We start from the raw sequence: 25,560 nt of genomic DNA on the forward strand, positions 1-25,560 counted from the left end.
TGCCCAGGGGCGCATAAAAAACGGTGATTTTAACCGAGGCCGAGACATGAAAACGACAGGCGCTGTGCATGTAACAGGCTCAGAAACCGGCGATTATAGCAACAAAATCAAGCGCGTGGCAAGGTCAACGTGACGTCGGCCGGACGGGGGCGCCGGCGACGTGCGCCCTTTTCGCCATCCGTCCGTGCCGGGCCACGCAACGTCCGTATAATAAGCGCCCCATGAATCTATTCCGAGCCCTGCTGACGGTCAGCGGCTTCACGCTGCTGTCGCGCGTGACCGGACTGGCCCGCGAGACGCTGATCGCCCGTGCGTTCGGCGCCAGTCAATACACCGACGCGTTCTACGTCGCTTTCCGCATTCCGAACCTGCTGCGCCGCCTGTCTGCCGAAGGCGCGTTCTCGCAGGCGTTCGTGCCGATCCTGGCCGAGTTCAAGAACCAGCAGGGGCACGATGCGACCAAGGCGCTCGTCGACGCGATGTCGACCGTGCTCGCGTGGGCGCTCGCCGTGCTGTCGGTCGTCGGGATCGCCGGCGCGTCGTGGGTCGTGTTCGCGGTCGCGTCCGGCCTGCATACCGACGGGCAGGCGTTCCCGCTCGCGGTCACGATGACGCGGATCATGTTCCCGTACATCGTGTTCATCTCGCTGACGACGCTCGCGTCAGGCGTGCTCAATACCTACAAGAGCTTCTCGCTGCCGGCGTTCGCGCCCGTGCTGCTCAACGTCGCGTTCATCGCCGCGGCCGTGTTCGTCGCGCCGCACCTGAAGGTGCCGGTCTACGCGCTCGCGTGGGCCGTCATCGTGGGCGGCGTGCTGCAGTTCATCGTGCAGCTGCCGGGGCTGAAGAAGATCGACATGGTGCCGCTGATCGGCCTCAACCCGGTGCGCGCGCTGCGTCATCCCGGCGTGAAGCGGGTGCTCGCCAAGATGGTGCCCGCGACGTTCGCGGTGTCGGTCGCGCAGCTGTCGCTGATCATCAACACCAACATCGCGTCGCGGCTCGGGCAGGGCGCGGTCTCGTGGATCAACTACGCCGACCGCCTGATGGAGTTCCCGACCGCGCTGCTCGGCGTCGCGCTCGGCACGATCCTGTTGCCGAGCCTGTCGAAGGCGCACGTCGACGCCGATTCGCATGAATATTCGGCGCTGCTCGACTGGGGGCTGCGCGTCACGTTCCTGCTCGCGGCGCCGAGCGCGCTCGCGCTGTTCTTCTTCGCGACGCCGCTCACCGCGACGCTGTTCAACTACGGCAAGTTCGACGCGCATACGGTCACGATGGTCGCGCGCGCGCTCGCGACCTACGGGATCGGTCTCGTCGGCATCATCCTGATCAAGATCCTCGCGCCGGGCTTCTACGCGAAGCAGGACATCAAGACGCCGGTGAAGATCGCGATCGGCGTGCTGATCGTCACGCAGATCTCGAACTACGTGTTCGTGCCGCTGATCGGCCATGCGGGCCTCACGCTGAGCATCGGCGTCGGTGCCTGCCTGAACTCGCTGCTGCTGTTCCTCGGGCTGCGCAAGCGCGGCATCTACCAGCCGTCGCCCGGCTGGCTGCGCTTCTTCGTGCAGCTGATCGGCGCGGCGCTCGTGCTCGCCGGCCTGATGCACTGGTGCGCGATCAACTTCGACTGGGCCGGCATGCGTGCGCAGCCGCTCGATCGCATTGCACTGATGGCCGCGTGCCTCGTGCTGTTCGCTGCACTATATTTCGGTATGTTGTGGGTGATGGGCTTCAAATACGCTTACTTCAGAAGGCGCGCCAAGTGACGACCGCAATGACCCGCGTCCTCGACTACTTCAGCACGCTCGTGGCGGACGACGACAGTCTGCCCGTCACGGAAACCGCGCTGTCGCTGGCGCAGGACGCGTATCCCGACCTCGACCTGCAGGGTACGCTGGCCGAACTCGACATCCTGGCCGCGCGGCTGAGCCGCCGGCTCGCCGACGATGCGGACCTGAAGGACCGCGTCGCCGCGCTCAACGAGTTCTTCTTCCGCGAACTCGGCTTCGCATGCAATCACAACGATTACTACGACCCCGATAACAGCCACCTGAACGCGGTGCTGAAGCGGCGGCGCGGGATTCCGATCTCGCTGTCGGTGCTGTACCTGGAGCTCGCCGAGCAGATCGGCGTGCCGGCGCGCGGCGTGTCGTTCCCCGGCCACTTCCTGCTGCGCGTGACGCTGCCGGACGGCGACCTGATCATCGATCCGACCAACGGCCATTCGCTGTCCGAGGCCGAGATGGTCGAGATGCTCGAGCCCTACGTCGCGCGTGCGGCGGGCGCGGTCGACAGCGCGTTGCGCGCGCTGCTGCAGCCGGCCACGAGCCGCGAGATCATCGCGCGGATGCTGCGCAACCTGAAGACGATCTATCTGCAGACGGAACGCTGGCAGCGGCTGCTCGCGGTGCAGCAGCGGCTCGTGATCCTGCTGCCGGAACAGCTCGACGAAGTGCGCGACCGCGGCTTCGCGTATGCACGGCTCGACTACCTGCGCCCCGCGCTCGAGGATCTCGAGCAGTATCTCGGCGAGCGGCCCGATGCGGAGGACGCGACCGTCGTCGAGTCGCAGGTGACCGAGTTGCGGCAGCGGATGCAGCGCGACGGCGAGGACTGAGCCGTCGTAGTCTCACCGGCACCCCGAACGTCGACACGCCCGCATCGCGGGCGTTTTTTTGCAGCTGCTTGCTTGCACTTACTTCGGCTGCATCCGGATCGCGCCGTCGAGGCGGATCACTTCGCCGTTGAGCATCGGATTCTCGACGATCTGGCGCACCAGCATCGCGTATTCGTCCGGTTTGCCGAGCCGCGGCGGGAACGGCACCATCGCGCCGAGCGCGTCCTGCACGTCCTTCGGCATGCCGAGCAGCATCGGCGTCTCGAACAGCCCGGGCGCGATCGTCATCACGCGGATGCCGTGGCGCGACAGGTCGCGCGCGATCGGCAGCGTCATGCCAGCGACACCGGCCTTCGACGCCGCATACGCGGCCTGGCCGATCTGCCCGTCGTACGCGGCGACCGACGCGGTGCTGACGATCACGCCGCGTTCGCCGCCGGCGTTCGGCGCGGTCGCGGCCATCGCGGCGGCCGCGAGCCGGATCATGTTGAAGGTGCCGACCAAGTTGACGTTGATCGTCTTCGCGAACACGTCGAGCGGATGCGCGCCGTCCTTGCCGACGGTTTTCGCGGCGGGCGCGATGCCTGCGCAATTCACGAGGCCGCGCAGCGTGCCCGCGCGCGTCGCGGCGTCGACGGCCGCTTGCGCATCGACTTCGCTCGATACGTCGCAGCGCACGAATACGCCGCCGAGTTCGCCCGCGAGCGCCGCGCCGGCTGCTTCGTTGAGGTCGGCGAGCACGACCTTGCCGCCGGCCTGAGCGAGCATGCGGGCCGTTCCGGCGCCGAGGCCCGATGCGCCGCCCGTGATCAGAAAGACGTTGTCGCGAATCTCCATCACTGTCTCCTTGGTTGGGTCCGATGCCGGTCGATCGGAGGCACGGCCGCCGCGCCGGTTCGTGCGGCGCACGTATTCGATCGATTGTACGGGGCGCCGCCGGATGCCGGCGAGACCGGCGCGGTCGTGCGAGGTCGGACGAAACGGATGGCGCAGGCGGAAAAAAGGTTCATCGAAGATTACCGGCGAACACGTGGAAGACCGTCGGCGCTCGGCGGTCTCCAGCCGTTGGCCAGTTCAGCCGTCAACCGAAGCTGATGCTGAAGCCGCGTGTACCAGCGTCACTGCCTGTTCGCGCGCAGCCTCTCTGCCCGCGTGATCGATTTCGGGTCCAAACAGCGTTTTCTCGACGACGATCGATTCGATGTCGGTGATACCGATGAAGCGCAGCCACGCTTCAAGAAACGGCCGCTGAAAGTCGAACGACTCGGCGGGCGTGCTCGATTGCCTTGAATAGTCGAGGCCTCTCGCATAGATCACGACGGCTTTCTTGCCGTTCAGCAATCCCGCCAACCCACGCTCGTCGAATGAGAAGAGGAGGCCGCGGTGGGACACGGCGTCGATGAAATGCTTGAGCTTGTACGGGATGGAAAAATTCCACAGCGGCACGGAGAACAGCAGCGTATCCGCGTCGTGCATCCGCTGCGCCAGCTGCCGGAAATCCGCCCACGCTTGCTGCTGGCCTTCGCTGAGCGGCGTGCCGCTCAAGTCCGCGTATTTGGCATCGAGCGCATCGCCGTCGAGTTCCGGCAATTGCGTCGCCCACAGATCGAGCACGTCGACCCGATGCACCGGATGCGCGTCGCGCCAGGCTTCCAGATACGCGTGCGCAACGTCGAGTGATGCGGACCGCGACTTGCGCGGGGACGATTCGATATGAAGCAAGGTCGACATGGAACGACTCCTGACGGGTTGACGGCCCTCATCAGAACATAGTTCGATTCGAAATATAAACGAAGTATCATCACGCTACTCAGTAGCATTCGCACTGTATTGCGGGACATCTCATGTTCGATACCGTTTTGCTGCGCTCCTTCGTGGCCGTCGTCCAGGAAGGCGGGTTCACGCATGCCGCGGCCCGTCTGAATCTGACGCAGTCCGCGGTCAGCGCGCATCTGCGCCGCCTGGAAAAACAGGTCGGCCGCGACCTGCTCGTGCGCACCACGCGCTCGGTCGCGCTCACGGTGGACGGCGAGCTGCTGCTGGGTTACGCGCGCGCCATCCTCGCGCTCAATCAGGACGCGCGGGCGCAACTGCTGCGCGAACCGAGCGCGGGCACGATCCGCGTGGGTCTGTCGGAAGACCTCGCCAACGTCAGGCTGATGCATGTGATGAAGGCGTTTGCCGGGCGGTACCCGCGCATCGCATTCAGCATCAGAGTGGGTATCCCGGGCGATCTGCTCCAGGCGCTGGATCACGGTGAACTGGATGTGGTGATGGGCGGGCGCTGCCACGGCGGGCCCGCCGGACGCGTGCTCTGGCGCGAGCCGCTCGTGTGGGCCGGTGCGGATTGGGCGTCGCTCACGCCTGGCGTACCGGTGCCGATTGCGCTGCTGCCGGAACCCTGCCCGTATCGCGAGGCCTCGCTGGCAGCACTGGCCCGAGCGGGCGTGGATTACCGGATCGTGCTCGTGTGCCCGAGCGGCGCCGGCCTGTGCGCCGCCGCGCACGCGGGCCTTGCGGTGACGCCGATCGTGCACACACAACTTGCGCACGGCTTGCGTGCGATTCCGCCGGATGCCGGACTGCCGGCCCTGCCCGATGTCGAGTTCACGATGTTCGCGGCACCGGGCGCGTCGGCCAGGGTTGTCGATGAACTGGGCAACGCGATCGTGCTGGCATTCGCGCACAACGGGTGACCACGTTCATCGCGGCGACAGCGTTGGGATTTGCGCGGCCAGAGGCACATGCATCGTCGCCGGTTCACGAAATTCCACGATGAACCAAAAAAAAGCCGCCCCGAAAGGGCGGCTTGCGGTGCACGACGCGGTGCTTACTTCAGTGCGTCGAACGCACGCTCGCGGATTTCGTCCACGCTGCCGAGGCCCGAGATCTTGCGATACTGCGGGGCCTTCAGGCCGTTTTCCTCGCCGCGCTGCGCCCAGTCGCCGTAGTACGTGATCAGCGGCTTGGTCTGCGCTTCGTACACTTCGAGACGCTTCAGGACGGTTTCTTCCTTGTCGTCGTCGCGCTGGATCAGCGGTTCGCCCGTCACGTCGTCCTTGCCCTCGACCTTCGGCGGGTTGAACTTCACGTGGTACGTGCGGCCCGATGCCGGGTGCGTGCGGCGGCCGCTCATGCGCTCGACGATCTCCGAGAACGGGACGTCGATTTCGAGCACGTAGTCGATCGCGACGCCGGCTTCCTTCATCGCGTCAGCCTGCGCGATCGTGCGCGGGAAGCCGTCGAACAGGTAGCCGTTCGCGCAGTCGGCTTCCTTCAGGCGCTCCTTCACGAGGCCGATGATCAGCGCGTCCGGCACGAGCTTGCCGGCGTCCATGTAGCCCTTCGCCTCGACGCCGAGCGGCGAGCCGGCCTTGACGGCCGCGCGCAGCATGTCGCCCGTCGAGATTTGCGGGATGCCGAACTTTTCCTTGATGAAGTTTGCCTGGGTACCCTTGCCCGCGCCGGGCGCACCCAACAGGATCAAACGCATGGTGATATCTCCGGTATGTAGATTCGTGTGGCGAGACGCAAAAGCGTCGGCGACAGCGTGCGCGGGGCTTGCCTTGCGCGCGGCGGACCGGTCTGATGCGGCGCGTCGGCGAAACGCGACGCGCGGCTGCCGGGACGGGCCGTGGCAGGGTCAAGCTAGGACGCGCGGGTCGCGGACGGCTCGCACAATCGCCTGATTATGCCACGGGTTATTTTGAACCCGGCCGAAAAAGGGCCTGCACGCGTGCGAGATCGGCCGGCGTATCGATGCCGGCTTCGGGTGCATGCTCGGTGATCAGCACCGCGATGCGCTCGCCGTGCCACATCGCGCGCAGCTGTTCGAGCTGCTCGGCCTGCTCGATCGGCGCCTGCGCGAGCGACGGATAGGTGCGCAGGAAACGCGCGCGATAGGCGTAGAGTCCGATGTGGCGATAGACCGGAAAGGCCGGTGCGGGCATGGCCGCGACGTCGGGCCAGTGCGGCTGGTACGCATCGCGGCTCCACGGAATCGGCGCGCGCGAGAAGTACATCGCGACGTTGCGCGCGTCGAGCGCGACCTTCACGATGTTCGGATTGAACACATCGGCCGCGTCGTGGATCGGGTGCGCGGCGGTCGCGATCGCGCAGTCCGGGTGCGCGGCGAGGTGCGACGCTACGTCGCGGACGAGCGCCGGGTCGATCAGCGGCTCGTCGCCCTGCACGTTGACGACGACGGTGTCGTCGCTCCACCCGAACGTCGCGGCGACTTCCGCGAGCCGGTCGGTGCCGGACGGATGGTCGGCACGCGTCAGCACCGCTTCGAAACCGTGCTCGCGGGCCGCGTCGAGCACGCTCTGCGCGTCGGACGCGACGAGCACCTGCTGCGCGCCCGCTTCGCGCGCGCGCTCGGCGACGCGCACGACCATCGGCTTGCCGCCGAGATCGGCGAGCGGCTTGTTCGGCAGGCGCGTCGACGCGAGCCGGGCAGGAATGACGGCGATGAAGGGCTGCGGATGAGTCATCGGGGCTGAGCGGTGAGAAGAGCGGGGCGGGCGGCGCGTGGAAGGCGTGCCGCCCGGCAGGGCCGGCACGCGGCCGCGAAGAAGCGCGGCCGGGCGCCGGTGCAGTGGTGCGGCGTTTAGCTGCCGGCCGGGCCGGCGGGATCGACCGGCGTGCCTTCGACGGTCTGGCGTGCTTCGTCGACGAGCATCACGGGGATGCCGTCGCGGATCGGGTAGGCGAGCTTGTCCGCGTTGCAGATCAGCTCCTGCGCGGCGCGGTCATAGTGGAGCGGGCCTTTGCAGATAGGGCACACAAGAATTTCAAGCAGGCGAGCGTCCACGGAGTTTCTCCACAACGAGGGCAATGAGGCGAGGATCGAGCGCGGCTTCGACGGGGACGACCCACAGCCGAGCGTCGCGCCAGGAAGCGCCCAATTTTACTGCATCCTTCTCGGTGATCAGGATCGCATCGACCGCGTCGTCGACGAACGGATTGTCGGCGAACGCGTAATGGTCGGGCAGCGCGCGCGTCGCCGGCGCGAGGCCGGCCGCACGCAGCGTCGCGAAGAAGCGTTCCGGCGCGCCAATGCCGGCCGCGGCGAGCACGCGCTCGTGCGCGAACTGCGACAGCGGGCGGCGCAGCGCCGGCTGGTCGAGGTGCCACGCGGCGCCCGGCGTGAGCGCGAGCGCATAGGTGTCGGGCCACGGCGGCAGCGCGCCGCTGTACGGATCGTTGACGAGCGTTGCGTCGCGGTGGCGCGACAGCGGCTCGCGCAGCGGGCCGGCCGGCAGCAGGAAGCCGTTGCCGCCGAGCCGGTGGTCGAACACGACGAGCTCGACCGTGCGCGCGAGGCGGTAGTGCTGGAGGCCGTCGTCGCTGACGATCACGTCGACGTCCGGGTGCGCGGCGCGCAACGCCTGCGCGGCCGCGACGCGGTCGGGGCACACCCACACGGGCGCGCCGGTGCGGCGCGCGATCAGCAGCGGTTCGTCGCCGGCCGCACGCGCGCGCGACGCGGGCGTGACCGCGGTGGGCGCCTTCACGTTCGCGCCGTAGCCGCGCGACACGACGCCCGGCGTGAAGCCGGCCGCGCGCAGCGCGTCGACGAGCGCGATCACGGTCGGCGTCTTGCCGGTGCCGCCGACGGTCACGTTGCCGACCACGACGACGGGCACGCCGACGTCGACCGATTGCTTCCAGCCCTGCGCGTAGGCCGTGCGGCGCAGCGCCGCGCACAGGCCGAACACGCACGCGAACGGCGTGAGCGCCCACGCGAGGGCGCCGCGGCGCTGCCATTCGCGCGTGAGGCGCGCTTCGAGCCGCGCGAGCGGGCCGCCGGGCGCGCTCATCGGGCCGGGCGCGGCGCGTCGTGCGCCGCGGCGTGGGACGGATTCGTCAAGACGGATTCTCCGTGGGGCGGCGCATGCCGCTAGGGGTTCGGAAGGCGGCACTCTAGCGCGCCGCACGCGGGCGCGGCAAGCGCGGCCGGGCGACGCACCCGATGGGGCCGGAACGGAACGGGCTGTGGATAACTCTGTGAAAAACTCCCGGCCTGTCCGCGTGAAACGCCCGCCGGGCGGACATCGAATCGGCGGCAAATCAAACTACAAGGTTTAAAAAACTATAAAAATCAATGCGTTGCGAGGAATCGTCTGGGTTTTTCCGCGGTTTTGAAGCGTTTTTGATGGACGATTGCCAGAGTGTGGACACCTTCCAAATGGTGCAGCGCGGGCGGCCGGCGCTGGACGCCGCGCGCGTGTCGGACTATCGTGTCGCCGCCAGCATTCATCCGACCGCCCATGCTTTCCGACTCTCCTTTTTCCGCTCCCGGCGCGACTCGCGGCGGCGACGAAGTGATTCCCGTTTCGGCGCTCAATCGCGCGATTTCGACGATGCTCGAGCGCTCGTTTCCGCTGCTGTGGATTTCGGGCGAAGTGTCGAATTTCACGCGCGCCGCGAGCGGCCACTGGTATTTCTCGATCAAGGACCAGCAGGCGCAGATGCGCTGCGTGATGTTCCGCGGTCGCGCGCAGTACGCGGAATTCACGCCGCGCGAAGGCGACCGGATCGAGGTGCGCGCGGTCGTCACGATGTACGAGCCGCGCGGCGAAGTGCAGCTCAACGTCGAGGCCGTGCGGCGGACCGGCCAGGGGCGCCTGTACGAGGCGTTCCTGCGGCTGAAGGCGCAGCTCGAGGCCGAAGGCCTGTTCGCGCCCGAGCGCAAGCGGCCGCTGCCGGCGCACCCGCGCGCGATCGGCATCGTCACGTCGCTGCAGGCCGCCGCGCTGCGCGACGTGCTGACCACGCTCGCGCGCCGCGCGCCGCACATCCCGGTGATCGTCTATCCGGCGCCCGTGCAGGGTGCGGGCTCGGCCGAGAAGCTCGTCGCGGCCGTGCAGGCGGCGAACGCGCGGCGCGAGGTCGACGTGCTGCTGGTCTGTCGCGGCGGCGGGTCGATCGAGGATCTGTGGTCGTTCAACGACGAAGCGCTCGCGCGTGCGATCGCGGCGAGCGAACTGCCGGTCGTCAGCGGCGTCGGCCACGAAACCGATTTCACGATCGCGGACTTCGCGGCCGACCTGCGCGCGCCGACGCCGACCGGCGCGGCCGAGCTCGCGAGTCCGCAGCGTGCGTTGCTGTTGCGCGAGGTGGCCGACCGGCAGCGCGCGCTTGCGCGCTGCCTGGAACGCGGGCTCGAGCAGCGCGCGCAGCAGCTCGACTGGCTCGCGCGCCGGCTCGTCAGCCCGGCCGAGCGGCTGCAGCGGCAGCGTACCCACGTCGAGCAACTGGCGGTGCGGCTCGCCTCGGCCGCGTCGCGGCCGGTGCGCGACGCGCGTGCGCGTTTCGCGCTCGCGCAATTGCGCTGGCAGCGCGCGCGGCCCGACCCGGCGCAGGCGCGTCAGGCACTGGCCGGGCTGTCGCAACGTCTCGCGGTGGCGCTGCAGCGCCGTCACGAGCGCGATACCGCGCGCGTGTCGGCCTGCGCGGCGCGGCTCGAGGTGCTGAGCCCGCAGCGCACGCTCGAGCGCGGCTACGCGGCGCTGATCGACACGCAGACCGGCCGCGCGGTGCGCGCGCCGAACGCGCTGAAACCGCAGCGCCGCCTGACCGTGCATCTCGCCGAAGGCTCGGCCGACGTATCGCTCGCCGACGTGCAGCCGCGGCTGACCGATACGATCTGACGACGGCGGCGTAAGCGGAACGAAGGTCGCGCGTCCGGCGCTCCGGATAGTCCGGCGCACGGCGCGGGAACGGATGCTGCGCATCCGTCTTCTCGTCCTGCCGGATGAAGCGGGAACGCCGATTTTCTGCATACCGCGGATAAATGCCCGTGAGTTTGCGGGGATATTCGGACTCGCCTACAATCGGACGCTCGGCAGCATTCAACACAGCCTCCCTACATACTCAACGAAGGAATCGCCATGGCTCATACGCTCCCGCCGCTCCCGTACGCTGAAGACGCACTCGCGCCGACCATCTCGAAAGAGACGATCGAGTACCACTACGGCAAGCATCATCAGGCTTATGTGACGAACCTGAACAATCTGATCCCGGGCACGGAATTCGAAAACCTGTCGCTGGAAGAGATCGTGAAGAAGTCGTCGGGCGGCATCTTCAACAACGCCGCGCAAATCTGGAACCACACGTTCTTCTGGAACAGCCTGTCGCCGAACGGCGGCGGCGCACCGTCGGGCGCGCTGGGCGACGCGATCAACGCGAAGTGGGGTTCGTACGACGCGTTCAAGGAAGCGTTCTCGAAGGCCGCGGTCGGCACGTTCGGTTCGGGCTGGGCATGGCTCGTGAAGAAGGCCGACGGTTCGCTCGACATCGTGTCGACGAGCAACGCCGCCACGCCGCTGACGACGGCCGACAAGCCGCTGCTGACGATCGACGTGTGGGAACACGCGTACTACATCGACTACCGCAACGCACGTCCGAAGTTCGTCGAAGCGTTCTGGAACATCGTGAACTGGGACTTCGCAGCGAAGAACTTCGCGTAAGTCCATGCGTACTGCGCGCCGTTGCGGCGCGCGGCACCCGAAGAAAAGCCCTCGTCACGAGGGCTTTTTTGTTTTGGTCGGGCGGGAATCGATGCGTGGCACTTGCCGGATCACGCGAGCGCCGTCGCCAACCAGCCGAGCGCCGCGCTCGCGATCACGACGGCCCACGGCGGCACCCGCCAGAACACGAGTGCGACGAACGCGACGAGCGCCGCCGCGAAGTCGCGCGGCGACACGATCGTCTCGCTCCACACCGGGTGATACAGCGCGGCGAGCAGCAGCCCGACCACCGCCGCGTTCACGCCCGCGAGCGCGGCCTGCATGCGTGTGCTGCGGCGCAGGCGTTCCCAGAACGGCGCGGTGCCCGCGACGAGCAGGAACGACGGCGCGAAGATCGACACGAGCGCGATCGTCCCGCCGAGCCAGCCGTTCGGCGCGTCGCGCAGCGACGCACCGAGGAACGCCGAGAACGTGAAGAGCGGCCCCGGCACGGCCTGCGCGACACCGTAGCCGGCGAGGAACGCCGCATCGCCGACCCAGCCCGGCGCGACGACGGCTGCCTGCAGCAGCGGCAGCACGACGTGCCCGCCACCGAACACCAGCGCGCCGGTGCGAAAGAATGCGTCGGCCACCGCGACGGGGTGCGAATGCAGCGCGCCCGCCGCGAACGGCAACGTGACGAGCAATGCGGCGAACAGCACGAGCCACAGCGCACCCGCGCGATGCGACACGTGCAGCGGCAGCGGATCGTGCGCGCCGCGCTCGGGCTGCGGCAACAGTACGAGCCCGGCCGCGCCGGCCGCGACGATCACGGCCACCTGCAGCCATGGGGCCGGCACGAGCAGCGCGAGGCAGGCCGCGACCGCCATCAGGGTGGCGCGGCGCGCATCCGGGCACAGCGTGCGCGCCATGCCCCACACCGCCTGCGTGATCACCGCGACCGACACGATCCGCAACCCGTGCAGCGCGCCGGCCGCGACCGGCATGCCCGCAGCGTGCATGCCGAGTGCGAACAGCATCATCAGCAGCGCCGACGGCAGCGTGAAGCCGAGCCATGCGGCGAACATTCCCGCATAACCCGCGCGCGACAGGCCGATCGCCATCCCGACCTGGCTGCTCGCCGGCCCCGGCAGGAACTGGCACAGGCCGACGAGATCGGCATACGCGCGTTCGGTCAGCCAGCCGCGCCGCGTGACGAACGCGTCGCGGAAGTAGCCGAGATGCGCGACGGGCCCGCCGAACGACGTGAGGCCGAGCCGCAGGAACGCGACGAAGACAGGCCACGCGTGGCGGGAAGGGGCGGTAAGGGTGGACGTGTTCAAGCGCGTATGCGGGGAGAAGGACGAACGAGCCGCCACGATAGCGCGAAGCGATGACGGCGGGAATGCGGCGTTGCGGCGATCGCTCGATGGCGTCACGACGGGCGCGTCAGGACGGAGGCGGCGCGTCGTCAGTGCGTGCCGTCAGTGAGTGCCGTCAGGCAGCCCGCTCGCCCGGCGCAGCGCATCGACGTCGACGAGTTCGATCTCGCCGACATGCAGCCGCACGACGCCGTCGGCCTGCAGCGCCTTCAGCAGCTGGTTGGTGGTCTGCCGTGTGAGCGACAGCATCGCCGCGAGCTTTTCCTGCGACAGCCGGATGCGCGTGCGGCCGGCGCTGATCCCGCCGTAGCCGTCGGCGATCATCAGCAGCCGTGCGGCAAGCCGCTGCGCGGCCGGCATCACGCTCATCGATTCGACGGTCAGGAAGCTCAGCCGGAGCTTTTGCGCCATCAGCAGCGCGAACTGCCGCCAGTATTGCGGCGTCGTGTCGAGAATCGCGAGCAGCGCGCGCTGCGGGACGTGCAGCAGCAGCGTGTCGTCGAGCGCGATCGCGTCGTGCGTGCGCGGCTGGCCGTCGAACAGCGCGATCTCGCCGAACCACGTGACGGGTTCGGCGACCGTCAGCAGCGCTTCCTTGCCCTGCGGATCGACCGCGCCTATGGTGAGGGCGCCGGCCAGCACCGCATACAGCCCGCATGGCGGGTCGCCGCGGCGGAACAGCGCGTGGCCGGCCGGCAGGTGCCGCAACGCGGCGCGGGCGAGCAGGTCGTCGCGCAATGCCCGCGGCAGCGCGGCGAACCACGGGTGCGCTTCGATCTGCGGCAGGTACGGGGCGAGCGGCGAGGGCATGGGCACGCGATGTCGGGTAGCTGACAGAGGTTCCTGGGCGTGACGCGCATCATAGCGCCCAATGATCGTTCAGGAGACGCCATGAAGACGCTCGAAGACCACCTTTCCCAGTATGCGGCCTACCATCGCGACGCACGCAACATCGCGACGCATCTGGTCGGTATTCCGATGATCGTGTTCGCGGTCGAGGTGCTGCTGTCGCGGCCGGCGCTCGGTACGCTGGCCGGTGTCGCGCTGTCGCCGGCGCTGCTGCTCGCGGTGGCGTTCGCGGTGTTCTACCTGCGCCTCGACCTGCGCTTCGGGGCGGTCATGACCGCGCTGTTCGCCCTCGGCCTGTGGGCCGCGCAGACGCTCGCGCTGCTGCCGACCGCGCAATGGCTCGGGATCGGCATCGGCGCGTTCGTGGTTGGCTGGATCGTGCAGTTCGTCGGGCACTGGTTCGAGGGGCGCAAGCCCGCGTTCGTCGACGACCTGGTCGGGCTGATGGTCGGGCCGCTGTTCGTCGTCGCCGAAGTCGCGTTTTTCGCGGGCCTGCGCGGCGACGTGCGCCGCGAGGTCGAGCGGCGCGCGGGGCCCGTGCACGGCGGCGCGCATTCGCATGTCTGACGCGTCGGCCGCGCCGGCCTGCGGGTTCGGCGCGGACGCGGTCGGCTGCGCCTTCGGCGGCCGGTTCGCGGCGGCATCGCGGCCGGCCCTGGCGCGGCGATGCGCCGTGGGCCGAACTGACCGCGCCGGCGACCTGCGAGCGGCGCGGGGCCGCGCGTCGCCCGCCATCCCACGCGCGACGCGCAACGGCTAAGATGCGGGGTGCGTCGCACGACAGGACGCGTACGCGGAGCAATCGCCATGGTGGATCGCCCGACTCTCGATGCCTACGAAGCCCATGCCGCGCAATACGCGCAGGACTGGCTCGACCAGGCCGCCCCCGACGACATGTATGCACTGCTCGAACAGCATTTCTCGCCCGGGCCGACGGCCGACGTCGGCTGCGGTGCGGGACGCGACACCGCGTGGCTCGCTTCGCGCGGATTCGACGTGCGCGGCTACGATGCGAGCGCCGCGCTGCTTGCCGAGGCGCGCTTGCGCCATCCGTTGCTGAACTTCGAGCTGGCAGCGCTGCCGGCGCTCGCCGGCGTGCCGGCCGGCGCGTTTCGAAACGTGTTGTGCGAGACGGTCGTCATGCATCTCGAACAGGCGGATGCCGCAGCGGCGGCCGCGCGGCTGGCCGGGTTGCTGATGCCCGGCGGCACGTTGTACCTGAGCTGGCGGGTGGCCGGCAACGGCGCGCTGCGCGACGAGCGCGGCCGCTTGTATACGCCGCTCGATTCGGCGCGCATGCATGCGGCGCTCGGCGCCGGCATGCACGTGATCGACGAGCACGAGGTGGTCAGCGCGTCGTCCGGCAAGCGCGTGCACCGGCTGATCGCGCGCCGGGCCAACGACCTCGACGGCGCCGCGTGAGCGCGGCCGCGCGAACTCATTCGCGGCTGAGTGCCGCTTCCCAGTTGATGTCGACGCACAGCACCTGCATGCCGGTCGCGGCCGGCGCGGCGATCGATGCGGTCACGCACAGGTGCGCTTCGTTGATCGACAGGTACGGCGGCGTCAGATGCACGCGGCCGGGCGCGCGCATCGCGTGGATGAAGTAGGGGCGGCGCTCCCAGCTCGCGCCTTCCGAATGCAGCAGCGGCCGGAAGCGCTTCGCCCGCTGCGAGACGCTGCCGCGCGCGAGCACGTTGTCGCCGATCTGGCGGCCCGATGCATCGAGCAGGAAGCAGCGCGCGGTTTCCGGCAACCCGAGCACGGCGCCGGCCGCGTCGATCAGCGATTCGCCCGCGACGAGCTTCCGGCTGGCTTCCTCCAGCGCGGCGACATACGGCGCGAGGCGTTCGGCCTGCGTGCGCTCGCGTTGCGCGACGCGCAGCCGCAACGCGGCCGACAGCGTATCCATGCAGCCTGCGGCGGCCTGCGGTTGCACGGGGTCGACGCTCGGCCCCGCGAAGTACTGTCCCTGCACGAAATCGACGTCGCATTCGAGCGCGATCATCGCGTCGCGCTCGGTCGAGAGCCCGCCCATCAGCACGAGCTGGCCGGATTCGTGCAGCAGCGACACGAGCCCGGGCAGTACGCGCTCGAGATGCGAGTGTTCGCTCGCCTGCGCGAGGATCCCGCGGTCGAGCGTGACGATGTCGGGGTGCAGGTGCCACACGCGGTCGATGTTCGAATGTTTCGCGCCGAAGCCGCCGAGCGCGATCAGGAAGCCGGCCTTGCGCAGCCCGTCGACGATCGCCGCATAGCGCGGCGTCTCGCCGCCCGCCTGCTCGGGCACCTCGAGCACCACGCGATGCGGCGGCAGGCCGAGCGCCTTCAGGTTGGCGAGCAGCGCGTCGCCGTAGACGGTGTCCATCAGTGCCGCCGGGTGCAGGCTCAGGAAGAGCCATTCGTCGTGACTGTCGAACGCGTGGAAGTTGCCGAGATGCAGCGATTCGGCGAGCCGGCCGAGCTCGAGCAGGTCGCCGCGCCGCGCCGCCTGCGTGAACACCTCGTGCGACGCGACCTGGCGGCTGTCCTCGTCGTGCGCGCGCAGCGACGCGTGATAGCCGATCGCGCGGCGGTGCGACACCGAGAAAACGGGCTGGAACACGCTGAACACGGTGTATGCGCCGTACAGCACGGTGCGCCGCTTCCCGTCGTCGCCAGCGACGGGGCGGGGCGGCTGGAAGCCGGGTGGATCGATGTCGATCATGCTCATGATGTCGGCCGAAGGAGGACTGCCAGTTTACCTACAGAATAGGCGAGCAAGAAGCATGCACGGCATCGTGCCCCGTGCGGCGGGCCGTCGCGGCCGGCAGGGCGCGCGCGGTGCAGCCGTGCTGCACCGACATGGTGCGCGGCGCGCCGCCGTGGCGATTGCGGCGGCGCGCGCCGTGCGTCACGCGCGTTCGGACGGATCGGTCTTGTGCTGCGTGCCGCCGCGGATGTCGGGCGCGAGTTGCGCGAAGATCCACGCGGACGCGGCCGTGATGATCCCGACACAGATGAAGGTCGCATGGAACGCGGGCAGCGTGTTGCTCGGCGTCACCGTGCGCAGCATCCCGGTGAAGGTGGCCAGCAGCGCGCCCGCGACCGTGACGCCGAGGCTCATCGACAGCATCTGCACGAGCGAGAACAGGCTGTTGCCGCTGCTCGCGCCGCCGGTGCCGAGATCCTTCAGCGTCAGCGTGTTCATCGCGGTGAACTGCATCGAGTTGAAGCCGCCGAACAGCGCGAGATGGACGACCTTCACCCACACCGGCACCGTGTCGCGCATCAGCGCGAAGCTCGCCATCATCACCCCGACCATGATCGTGTTCGCGAGCAGCACCTTGCGGTAGCCGTGCTGCGTGATCAGGCGCGTGATGATCCGTTTCGAGAACATCCCGGCCGCCGCGACCGGCAGCATCATCAGCCCGGCCTCGAATGCCGAATAGCCCAGGCTCACCTGCAGCAGCAGCGGGATCAGGTACGGCATCGCGCCGCTGCCGATCCGCGCGAACAGGTTGCCGAGCAGGCCGACGCTGAACGTATGGATCTTGAACAGCTCGAGCGAGAAGATCGGCTGCGGCGCGCGCACCGCGTACAGCCCGTACGCGACGAAGCACGCGAGGCTCAGGATCAGCAGCACGAGCACGGCCGCGTGCTGCATCCCGAGATCGGCGAGCCCGTCGAGCGACAGCGAGATCGCGACCATCCCGATCGTCAGCAGCAGATAGCCCTTCAGGTCGAAGCGGCCGACGGCCGGGTTGCGCGCGTCGGGCATCGAGTAGAAGGTCGCGACGCAGCCGGCGACGCCCACCGGCACGTTGATCAGGAAGATCCAGTGCCACGACGCGATCTTCACGAGCCAGCCGCCGAGCGTCGGCCCGATCAGCGGCCCGATCAGCCCGGGAACCGCGACGAACGACAGTGCGGGCAGGTAGCGTTCGGCCGGAAAGGTGCGCAGCACGGCCAGCCGCCCGACCGGCAGCAGCATCGCGCCGCCCACCCCCTGCACGACGCGGAACACGACGAGCTGCGACAGCGTATGCGCGTTCGCGCAAAGCAGCGAACCGAGCGAGAACACCAGGATCGCGCTGAAGAACACGCGCCGCGTGCCGAACGTGTCCGCGAGCCAGCCCGAGACGGGAATCATCACCGCCATCGTCAGCGAGTAGGCGATCACGACCGACTGCATCCGCAGCGGCGATTCGCCGAGACTCACTGCCATCGACGGCAGCGCCGTGTTGACGATCGTCGCATCGAGCGTCTGCATGAAGAAGCCCGTCGCAACGAGCCAGAGCATTATGGTGAGGTTCTTTTCGCCGGGAGCGGCGGCGGGCGGGCGTTGGAACATGGGGACGGACCGGTGGCGCGGGACAGCCGCCATTGTAGGCAAAGCCGCCGTGCCACGCAGGATCGGTCCGGACGCCTGTCCGGTGGCGGACCGATACAGTTCAGTCGAAAGTGTCTGCAGGCGTATCTGTCCGTGTTTCGCCACTGTCCGAAATACTGGCGTCATCGAACCCACACGACCCGGAGGCGGCCATGCGCGAACTGCGACTCTACGAGATGGACGGCAACGAACCGGCCGGGCGGTGGCGGATCGTCGATCGCACCGCGTTGCAGGTCGCGGACGGCGGTCTGTGGGTGACGATCGAGGGCCGGCCCGACGATCACTGGTTGCATGCCGGTGAGACGCTCGCGCTGCTGCCCGGCATGCGCGTTTGGATCAGCGCGGCGGCGGGCGGCGCGGTGTTCGCGTTCGGCCCGCAGGCGGCGCCGGCCGTGCAGGCTGCGCCGAGCGCATGGCGGCGGCTCGCCGCATGGCGCGGCGGCCGCGCTCAGGCCGCCGCGTCGCTGCCGACGTAGCGCGCGCGGGGCCGGATGAGCTTGCCGCTAGCGTACTGTTCGAGCGCGTGCGCGATCCAGCCCGCAGTGCGGCCGGCCGCGAACAGCGTGAACGCGGCGCCGTCGGGCAGCGCAAGCGTGCGCTCCAGCACCGCGAGCGCGAAATCGATCGACGGCCGCAGGCCGGTCGCCGCCTCGACGCGCGCGGCGAGCGCGCGGGCCATGCGCAGCGGCGCCCGGGCGGGCAGCGTCGCGTGCAGTGCGTCGAGCAATGCGCGTGCGCGCGGATCGCCGTCGGGATAGAGCGGATGCGCGAAACCGGACAGCGCCGTGCGTGCGCCGTCCGCGCGTTCGTCGTGTGCGACGCGCAGCGCGAGGTAGCGGTCGAGGTCGGCGGCCCGCGCGGCTTCGTCGAGCAGGGCGCCCGCGCGGAACGTCTCGCCGCCGTGGCGCGGGCCCGACAGCGCCGCGAGCCCGCCCGCGATCGCACCGAACAGGTGGGTGCCGGTCGACGCGATGCAGCGCACCGCAAAGGTCGACGGGTTCAGTTCGTGATCGGCGCACAGCACGAGTGCGCGGCGCAGCAGGTCGGCTTCGTCGCGCCGCCGGATCCGCCACGCGGCGGCGAGCTGTCGATGCACGGGCGCGTCGCCCGGCGCGATGCCGGCGAGCGCGGCCGTCGTCACGCGCAGCAGCAGCGTGGCCGCGTCGAACTGCGCGTCGCGCCCCTGCGCCCACAGGCGCGGCAGCGAGGCGGCCGCGGCGGGGAGCAGCACCAGCGTGCGCTCGAGCGGCGCGAGATGGGCCCAGCGGCGGGCCCAGTCTTCCCACTGGGCGGCGTCGAAACCGGTCGATGCAAGCGCTGCCGCAGCGAGCCGTGCGGGCGGACAATCCCACAGGCGGGCCGCCGTTTCCTCTAGCGTCGCGTCGTTCGCGAGCGCGATCGCATCGGCGCCGCGATAGCGCAGGCGCCCATCGGCGATCTGCGTGATCCGCGATTCGAGCACGGGCACGCCCCAGTCGAGCGAGCGTTCGGCGACGCCGCCCGCGCGTTTTGCATCGGCGCGGCGGCGCGCGAGCAGGCGCACCTCGTCCGCGTCGTAGCGGCGGCGCTTGCTCGCGCCGTCGGGCAGCGAGCGCAGCAGGCCGCGGCTCACATACGCGTAAAGGGTGCTCACGCTGACACCGAGGATGCCGGCGGCTTCCGGCGCGCTGAGGGACGTCATGCCGATCGCTCCTGTCGGGGCGCATGAAGCGCGGCCCGGCTACAACTATTCGTTATGCATTGATTCGCGCAATCAAGATTGATCGCGCCTGTCGCGAATTCTAGACTCGAATGCGTCTCCTCCACGGCGCGCTTCCACCATGACCCCCGAACTCGCATTGACCCACTTGTGGCAACTCGCGCACGGCGAACCGCGCGCACTGGCTCGCGCGGCCGTGGCGGGGCAGGACCCGACGCTGCCATCGGCGTTCCATGTCGGCACGCTCGCCGCGGCGACGATCGCGGCAGCCGGGCTCGCGGCGGCCGAATGCCACCGGCTGCGCACGGGCGTCGCGCAGCGCGTCGACGTGTCGATGCGCGACGCGCTCGTCGCGTTTCGCAGCGAACGCTACCTGCGCGTGGACGACGGCCTGCCGCCCGAGCCGCGCCATCCGGTGACGGGCTTCTACGACACGCGCGACGGGCGCTGGATCCAGCTGCATGCGAACTTTCCGCATCACCTGCACGGGATTCTCGACGTGCTCGGCAGCGGCCCGCAGCGCGATGAAGTGGCCGCGGCGATCCGCACGTGGGACGGCGCGGCACTCGATACCGCGCTCGCCGAGGCCGGCCTGTGCGCGGCATTGATCAGAACCCCTGACGAATGGGCGGCGCACGACCAGGCACGGGCACTCGCGTCGCTGCCGCTGTTCGAGATCGAGCGGATCGGTGACGCGCCCGTCGAGGCGATCGGCCACGGCGCGCCCGACCAGCCGCTCGCGGGCGTGCGCGTGCTCGATCTCACGCGCATCATCGCGGGGCCGGTCGCGGGCCGCACGCTGGCATCGCACGGTGCACAGACGCTGCTCGTCAACGGCCCGCACCTGCCGAACATCGCGTCGCTCGTGATCGACAACGGGCGCGGCAAGCGCTCGACGTGGATCGACCTGCGCGAGGCGGGCGGTGTCGCCGCGTTGCGCGCGCTCGCACGCGACGCCGACGTATTCCTGCAGGCCTATCGCCCCGGCGCGCTCGCGGCGCGCGGGTTTTCGCCGCAGGCGCTGGCGGAGTTGCGGCCCGGCATCGTCTGCGTGTCGGTGTCCGCATACGGGCACGCGGGGCCGTGGTCGATGCGGCGTGGCTTCGACAGTCTCGTGCAGTCGGCGAGCGGTATCGCGTGGCACGAGCAGCACGCCGCGCACGCGGACGGCCCGCGCCATCTGCCATGCCAGGCGCTCGATCATGCGACGGGTTATCTCGCGGCGTTCGGCGCGATGATCGCGCTCGCGCGCCGTGCGACGGAAGGAGGGAGCTGGCACGTGCGGCTCTCGCTCGCGCAGACGGGGCGCTGGCTGCAATCGCTCGGCGTGGTGCCGGACGGCCTGCGGGCGCCGGATTTCACGTTCGACGACGTGCGCGACCGGATGGACCGGAGCGCGTCGCCGTTCGGCACGATCGATGCCGTGCGTCCGGCCGAACGCCTGTCTGCGACACCGCCGCGCTTCTCGAGGCCGCCCGTGCCGCTCGGCACGGACGAAGCATGCTGGCTGTGAGCGCCGGCGGCGCCGTACGCCGTGAGTATTGCCGGCGTTACTTGCGCAGTTCGACGACGAAGTCGTAGTAGTCGTTGCGGCAGTAGGTATCGGTGAGTTCGATCGCGCGCTGGTCGGCCGTATAACCGATCCGCGTGATCAGCAGCAGCGCGTCGTGCGGCGCGATGCCCATCTGTTGCGCGATCTCGTCGGTCGCATTGACCGCGCGGAAATGCTGCAGTGCGCGCACGATCGGCGTGCCGCGCGCTTCGAGATAGCTGTACAGCGAACCGCCGATCGCCTGCGGATCGGGAATCAGCGTGGCGGGGAACGTCGAATTCTCGACGGCCATCACGATGCCGTCGGCGAGGCGCAGGCGTTTCAGCCGTGTAACGGAGGCGGCCGGCGACAGGCCGAGCTGGATCACTTCGTCGCGATTCGCGGGCTGGATTTCGCGCTCGAGCCATTGCGAACTCGGCTTGAAGCCGCGGCGCTCGAGCATCTCGCTGAAGCTCGACAGCCGCGACAGCGGATCCTCGTAGCGCGGCCGGATGAAGTTGCCGGCGCCTTGCGTGCGGCGGATCAGGCCCTGCTCGACGAGCAGCGCGATCGCCTTGCGCGCGGTAATGCGCGACACGCCGAGCGCTTCGGACAGCACGCGTTCGGACGGCAGCGCCTCGCCGGCCGCCCAGCGATTGTCGTGGATCGCGTCGCCGAGCTTGCGGGCGAGCTGCAGGTAGAGCGGCGTGTCGTTGTCGGGGTCGGGGCGCAGGTCCTGCCAGCGGTCGTCCGTGGGTGCCTTCATGGAATGGGTATCGATCAGGGTGCCGGCCATTCTAAGTCATCATGCGGTGCCGTTATAGCCGGTTTTTGCCGCGTAACAGGTGGACGCCGCACCGATTGACTACACTGATGCGTCGTATTTGATGCTTCGGCCGCGGGTGCGCGGCCACGAATCCGCAGCGAGGAGCACATGACAGACACGATCGCCACGGTCGTCCTGCCGGACGGCGAGACGATTCCGAAACTCGGCCTGGGCACCTGGGAAATGGGCGAGCGGCCCGCGCGCCGCGCCGACGAGATCGCCGCATTGCGCGAGGGGATCGATCTCGGGATGACGCTGGTCGATACCGCCGAGATGTACGGCGACGGTGCGACCGAGGCACTCGTCGGCGAGGCGCTCGCCGGCCTGCGCGACGACGTGTTCCTGGTCAGCAAGGTGTATCCGCATCATGCGAGCCGGCGCGGCGTCGTCGTCGCGTGCGACGCGAGCCTCAAGCGTCTGCGTACCGATCGTCTCGACCTGTACCTGCTGCACTGGCGTGGTTCGGTGCCGCTCGAGGAGACCGTCGAGGGGTTCGAGGCGCTGCGACGCGCGGGCAAGATCCGCCACTGGGGCGTCAGCAACTTCGATACGGCCGACATGGCCGAGCTCGTCGACGAGGCGGGCGGGGGCGCGTGCGCGACCAACCAGATTCTCTACAACATCGCGCGGCGCGGCCCGGAATTCGACCTGCTGCCGTGGCTCGCCGATCACCGGATGCCGGCGATGGCCTACAGCCCGGTCGATCACGGACGGCTGCCGAAGCGTTCTCCGCTCGATGAAATCGCGCGGCAGCGCGGTGTGTCGGTCACGCGCGTCGCACTCGCCTGGGTGCTTGCGCAGCCGGGCGTGTTCGCGATTCCGAAGACGTCACGGATCGAGCACGTGCGCGACAATCGCGCCGCGCTCGATCTCGTGTTGAGCGATGACGAGCGCGCGCAACTCGACGGGTACTTCCGTCCGCCGCGCAGCAAGCGCGCGCTCGAAATGCTCTGACCGCGTCGGGGGCAGGCGACGCGTCGGTCAGTGGCCATGGCCACTGGACGATCCGCCGTTGCCGCCGGCACTGCCGCTTCCATTGCCATTGCCGACGCCATTGGCGCCACCGTTGCCAGCGCCGCCGCTACCGTTGCCATTACCGTTGCCACCGCCGTTGCCGTGACCGCCGGTGCCATGGCCGCCGGTGCCATGGCCGCCGCCGCCGGAACCACCGCCGGAACCACCGCCGGAACCACCGCCGGAACCACCGCCGGAACCACCGCCGGAACCACCGCCGGAACCACCGCCGGAACCACCGCCGGAACCACCGCCGGAACCACCGCCCGAACCACCGCCGGAACCACCGCCGGAACCACCGCCGGAACCACCGCCGGAACCGCCACCGGAACCACCGCCGGAACCACCGCCGGAACCGCCGCCGGAACCGCCACCGGAACCGCCGCCGGAACCACCGCCACCGTGGCCTCCGCCACCGCCGGAGCCGCCACCACCGTGACCTCCGCCACCGGAGCCTCCGCTACCGCCGGAGCCGCCGCCACCGTGACCTCCGTCGCCGTGGCCTCCGCCACCGCCGGAGCCGCCACCGCCGTGACCTCCGTCGCCGTGGCCTCCGCCACCGCCGGAGCCGCCACCACCGTGACCTCCGTCGCCGTGGCCTCCGCCGCCGCCGGAGCCGCCACCACCATGACCTCCGTCGCCGTGACCTCCGTCACCGTGGCCTCCGTCACCGTGGCCTCCGTCGCCATGGCCTCCGTCACCGCCGGAGCCGCCACCGCCACCATGGCCGCCTCCGGAAGTACCGCCCCCGGAAGTACCGCCTCCGGAAGTACCGCCCCCGGAAGTACCGCCTCCGGAAGTACCGCCCCCGGAAGTACCGCCTCCGGAAGTACCGCCTCCGGAAGTACCGCCTCCGGAAGTACCGCCTCCGGAAGTACCGCCTCCGGAAGTACCGCCCCCGGAAGTACCGCCTCCGGAAGTACCACCGCCCGAAGTACCACCGCCCGAAGTACCACCGCCTGAGCCCCCGCTGCCGGAGGCATTGCCGCCGCGGCCGGTGCCCCCCGAGCCAACCGAGCCGTTCGTCCCGCCCGTTGTCCCGCCGACGCCTGCGGGGCCGACGGCGCCATTGCCGTTGTTTCCGCCGCTACCCGTGCTGGCGCTCCCGCTTCCGGTCGTTCCGCCGCTACCGAGGCCGCCATTTCCGCCATTGCCGCCGCCGGCATACACACGCACCGCACAAGCGGCCGGGTTGGCCGCACATGACGCAGCGTTTTCGGCCAAGATCATCACGGTGTCCGCGCTGGACGTGGCGTCAGGCGCCGCGTTCTGCTCGATCTGGGCGGATGGGGTGGTGGAAGTGCCGTCACCCGGCAGCACGGTCACAGGAACGACGGTTGTCGTGTCCTGCGCGACGGCATACGAGCAGCAGCACGCAATCGCGGCTGCGGCCAGCAGGGTCATGCGATAGCACCGTCCCGTCGTGCGGGACAGTTGTTTCGTTCTGCTCATCATTGGCCTCCCGATGCGCGCGATGCCTCGACACGCGCGTTCATCAACGTGTGGAGCAGGGGACCAGCAACGATGCAGTGTCGTTTCGGCGGCCGACGTGTGTCCGGCCGGCGCCAGAGGCCAGCCGCGAGCACGAGTCGGCACGCGGGCCCGCCGTGCGAATCCCTAACTGCGAGATTCGTGCCACCGGCCGGCTATGCCCGCGGCGCAAGGCGCGCACGTAGTGCGCGACAGCGTGCGATACGTCGTCGTGAGCTTTTTGTTTCCGAACTGAAACGTCTGACTACGTCTGGCGCGCCGTCGTGTCGGCAGCGCGCGGCCAGCGATGGCAGAGGATCGACGCGATCCAGGCGACGAGAAAGAGTGCGACGATGCCGTAACCGATCGCGCCGAAGCGTTCCCCGAGTGCATCGAGCGCATCGCGTACGGGGCCCGTCAACGACAGCTTGTCGGCGAGCAGGCCGGCGGCCTCGATCCCGCCGATGGCCAGCGCGACGGCCGCCGACAGCAGCGTGATGCTCGCGTTGTAGAGCAGCTTGCGCCGCGGGTCGTCCATCGCCCATCCGTACGCATGAATCATCAGGACATTGTCGGTCGAGTCGATCAGCGTCATGCCGGCGGCGAACAGCGCGGGAAACAGCATGACCGTATAGAGCGGCAGCGCGTGGCTCGCCTGTGCGGCCGCGATCGCGAGCAGCGCGATTTCGGTTGCAGTATCGAAACCCAGGCCGAACAGCACCCCGGCCGGATACATGTGCCAGCTCTTCGACACGAAGCGGAACAGCGGACGCAGCAGCCGACCGACGAGGCCGGCCGGAGGATGTGCATGCGAGGCGTCGTGCGCCTGATCGGGCGCGCCGCGATAGCGCCGCCACACGTCGCGCAGGATCACCAGGTTGATGCACGCGAGCACGAGCAGGAAGGTGGCCGACACGGCCGTGCCGATCGTGCCGCCGATCTCGCGGAATGCGTCGAAGCGGTCGCGCAGCGCGAACGCGCTCAGCGCGATGCCGAGCGTCGCGGCGATCACGATCGTCGAGTGGCCGAGCGAGAAGAACAGGCCGACCGTCACCGGACGCCGGCCGTCCTGCATCAGCTTGCGCGTCGCGACGTCGATCGCGGCGATGTGATCGGCGTCGACCGCATGACGCAGGCCGAGCCCGTACGCGATCGCCGCGGTGCCGAGCAGCAGCGGATGGTCGCGCAGCACCGCGAGTGCCCACAGCCAGACGGCGACGTTCGCGGCGATCAGGCCGGCATACAGCATCAGCAGGCGGCGCAGGGCAGGGGGGCGTGGCATCGGCAGGGTTCCGTCGGACGAATCGCGATGCATTGTGGCATGCGAAAAAAATGCCTGGC

The 25,560-nt window shown here is 69.4% G+C and carries 24 protein-coding genes; 11 read left to right on the plus strand and 13 right to left on the minus strand.

All coding sequences use genetic code 11. The features are described 5' to 3' along the window. The first annotated feature begins 221 nt into the window (after positions 1–221). Complete coding sequence (gene murJ / locus U4Z64_RS14650; RefSeq protein WP_044848571.1) at positions 222–1,772, plus strand: murein biosynthesis integral membrane protein MurJ; 1,551 nt, start codon at positions 222–224, stop codon at positions 1,770–1,772. Positions 1,773–1,780: 8 nt separating this feature from the next. After that, a complete protein-coding gene (locus U4Z64_RS14655) occupies positions 1,781–2,623 on the plus strand; it encodes a SirB1 family protein (protein WP_044848584.1) in 843 nt (280 codons plus the stop codon). 78 nt (positions 2,624–2,701) lie between these two features. On the opposite strand, the gene U4Z64_RS14660 is transcribed toward U4Z64_RS14655, so the two are convergent. Together U4Z64_RS14660 and U4Z64_RS14665 are read right to left on the minus strand one after the other, a co-directional pair. Next, positions 2,702–3,460, minus strand: coding sequence for an SDR family NAD(P)-dependent oxidoreductase (locus U4Z64_RS14660; RefSeq protein WP_124486970.1), 759 nt, complete (start codon positions 3,458–3,460; stop codon positions 2,702–2,704). A gap of 237 nt (positions 3,461–3,697) precedes the next feature. Beyond that, positions 3,698–4,354, minus strand: a complete 657-nt coding sequence (locus U4Z64_RS14665) for an FMN-dependent NADH-azoreductase (protein WP_257775603.1) — start codon at positions 4,352–4,354, stop codon at positions 3,698–3,700. Between the two features lie 113 nt (positions 4,355–4,467). Here U4Z64_RS14665 and U4Z64_RS14670 point away from each other — a divergent pair, with 113 nt between their 5' ends. Then, positions 4,468–5,319, plus strand: a complete 852-nt coding sequence (locus U4Z64_RS14670) for a LysR substrate-binding domain-containing protein (RefSeq protein ID WP_044848574.1) — start codon at positions 4,468–4,470, stop codon at positions 5,317–5,319. 134 nt (positions 5,320–5,453) lie between these two features. On the opposite strand, the gene adk is transcribed toward U4Z64_RS14670, so the two are convergent. From adk to lpxK, 4 genes are all read right to left on the minus strand, one after another. After that, positions 5,454–6,116: an adenylate kinase gene (gene adk, locus U4Z64_RS14675; RefSeq protein ID WP_044848575.1), complete on the minus strand. Its 663-nt coding sequence runs from the start codon at positions 6,114–6,116 to the stop codon at positions 5,454–5,456. Positions 6,117–6,324: 208 nt separating this feature from the next. Further along, positions 6,325–7,116, minus strand: coding sequence for a 3-deoxy-manno-octulosonate cytidylyltransferase (kdsB, locus tag U4Z64_RS14680; RefSeq protein ID WP_044848576.1), 792 nt, complete (start codon positions 7,114–7,116; stop codon positions 6,325–6,327). Between the two features lie 116 nt (positions 7,117–7,232). Next, entirely contained in the window at positions 7,233–7,436 is a 204-nt protein-coding gene (locus tag U4Z64_RS14685; protein WP_006750935.1) for a Trm112 family protein, read from the minus strand. Next, positions 7,417–8,445: a tetraacyldisaccharide 4'-kinase gene (lpxK, locus tag U4Z64_RS14690; protein ID WP_321820324.1), complete on the minus strand. Its 1,029-nt coding sequence runs from the start codon at positions 8,443–8,445 to the stop codon at positions 7,417–7,419. The genes U4Z64_RS14685 and lpxK overlap by 20 nt, the downstream gene beginning before the upstream one ends. 450 nt (positions 8,446–8,895) lie before the next feature. On the opposite strand from lpxK, the gene xseA reads away from it, so the two are divergent. After that, positions 8,896–10,278 carry an exodeoxyribonuclease VII large subunit gene (gene xseA, locus U4Z64_RS14695; RefSeq protein WP_124522998.1) on the plus strand — a complete coding sequence of 461 codons (1,383 nt, stop codon included), beginning with the start codon at positions 8,896–8,898 and terminating at the stop codon, positions 10,276–10,278. A 240-nt stretch (positions 10,279–10,518) separates the two neighbouring features. Next, positions 10,519–11,097 carry a superoxide dismutase [Fe] gene (gene sodB, locus U4Z64_RS14700; RefSeq protein WP_124486975.1) on the plus strand — a complete coding sequence of 193 codons (579 nt, stop codon included), beginning with the start codon at positions 10,519–10,521 and terminating at the stop codon, positions 11,095–11,097. Positions 11,098–11,207: 110 nt separating this feature from the next. Here the strand turns inward: sodB and chrA are convergent, their stop codons facing one another. Further along, positions 11,208–12,419, minus strand: a complete 1,212-nt coding sequence (chrA, locus tag U4Z64_RS14705) for a chromate efflux transporter (RefSeq protein WP_321820325.1) — start codon at positions 12,417–12,419, stop codon at positions 11,208–11,210. Between the two features lie 141 nt (positions 12,420–12,560). Next, positions 12,561–13,268, minus strand: a complete 708-nt coding sequence (locus U4Z64_RS14710) for a Crp/Fnr family transcriptional regulator (RefSeq protein ID WP_044848581.1) — start codon at positions 13,266–13,268, stop codon at positions 12,561–12,563. Between the two features lie 81 nt (positions 13,269–13,349). On the opposite strand from U4Z64_RS14710, the gene U4Z64_RS14715 reads away from it, so the two are divergent. Beyond that, positions 13,350–13,874, plus strand: a complete 525-nt coding sequence (locus tag U4Z64_RS14715; RefSeq protein ID WP_044848582.1) for a DUF962 domain-containing protein — start codon at positions 13,350–13,352, stop codon at positions 13,872–13,874. A gap of 240 nt (positions 13,875–14,114) precedes the next feature. Then, on the plus strand, positions 14,115–14,729 hold the full coding sequence (locus U4Z64_RS14720) for a class I SAM-dependent methyltransferase (RefSeq protein ID WP_321820326.1): 615 nt from the start codon (positions 14,115–14,117) through the stop codon (positions 14,727–14,729). A 16-nt stretch (positions 14,730–14,745) separates the two neighbouring features. Here U4Z64_RS14720 and U4Z64_RS14725 read toward each other — a convergent pair whose 3' ends face one another. Further along, positions 14,746–16,020 carry an EAL domain-containing protein gene (locus U4Z64_RS14725; RefSeq protein ID WP_044845572.1) on the minus strand — a complete coding sequence of 425 codons (1,275 nt, stop codon included), beginning with the start codon at positions 16,018–16,020 and terminating at the stop codon, positions 14,746–14,748. A 180-nt stretch (positions 16,021–16,200) separates the two neighbouring features. Then, on the minus strand, positions 16,201–17,640 hold the full coding sequence (mdtD, locus tag U4Z64_RS14730; RefSeq protein ID WP_044845573.1) for a multidrug transporter subunit MdtD: 1,440 nt from the start codon (positions 17,638–17,640) through the stop codon (positions 16,201–16,203). A gap of 191 nt (positions 17,641–17,831) precedes the next feature. On the opposite strand from mdtD, the gene U4Z64_RS14735 reads away from it, so the two are divergent. Continuing rightward, entirely contained in the window at positions 17,832–18,155 is a 324-nt protein-coding gene (locus U4Z64_RS14735; protein ID WP_044845574.1) for a DUF2917 domain-containing protein, read from the plus strand. Here U4Z64_RS14735 and U4Z64_RS14740 read toward each other — a convergent pair. Beyond that, entirely contained in the window at positions 18,128–19,360 is a 1,233-nt protein-coding gene (locus U4Z64_RS14740; protein WP_321820327.1) for a citrate/2-methylcitrate synthase, read from the minus strand. The genes U4Z64_RS14735 and U4Z64_RS14740 overlap by 28 nt on opposite strands. 139 nt (positions 19,361–19,499) lie before the next feature. Between U4Z64_RS14740 and U4Z64_RS14745 the strand changes: the two genes are divergently transcribed. Then, positions 19,500–20,891, plus strand: a complete 1,392-nt coding sequence (locus U4Z64_RS14745) for a CoA transferase (protein WP_321820328.1) — start codon at positions 19,500–19,502, stop codon at positions 20,889–20,891. Positions 20,892–20,928: 37 nt separating this feature from the next. Here the strand turns inward: U4Z64_RS14745 and U4Z64_RS14750 are convergent, their stop codons facing one another. Further along, a complete protein-coding gene (locus U4Z64_RS14750; protein ID WP_044845577.1) occupies positions 20,929–21,675 on the minus strand; it encodes a GntR family transcriptional regulator in 747 nt (248 codons plus the stop codon). 168 nt (positions 21,676–21,843) lie between these two features. Between U4Z64_RS14750 and U4Z64_RS14755 the strand changes: the two genes are divergently transcribed. Beyond that, a complete protein-coding gene (locus U4Z64_RS14755) occupies positions 21,844–22,689 on the plus strand; it encodes an aldo/keto reductase (protein WP_321820329.1) in 846 nt (281 codons plus the stop codon). Between the two features lie 36 nt (positions 22,690–22,725). After that, the gene (locus U4Z64_RS37625) at positions 22,726–23,712 is read left to right on the plus strand and encodes a hypothetical protein (protein WP_415750574.1); all 987 of its coding nucleotides are present in this window, start codon (positions 22,726–22,728) and stop codon (positions 23,710–23,712) included. A 772-nt stretch (positions 23,713–24,484) separates the two neighbouring features. Here the strand turns inward: U4Z64_RS37625 and U4Z64_RS14765 are convergent. Further along, positions 24,485–25,501, minus strand: coding sequence for a HoxN/HupN/NixA family nickel/cobalt transporter (locus tag U4Z64_RS14765; RefSeq protein WP_321820331.1), 1,017 nt, complete (start codon positions 25,499–25,501; stop codon positions 24,485–24,487). Positions 25,502–25,560: the final 59 nt, after the last annotated feature.

This window comes from Burkholderia sp. BCC1996, assembly GCF_905339955.1.
GTDB lineage: Bacteria > Pseudomonadota > Gammaproteobacteria > Burkholderiales > Burkholderiaceae > Burkholderia.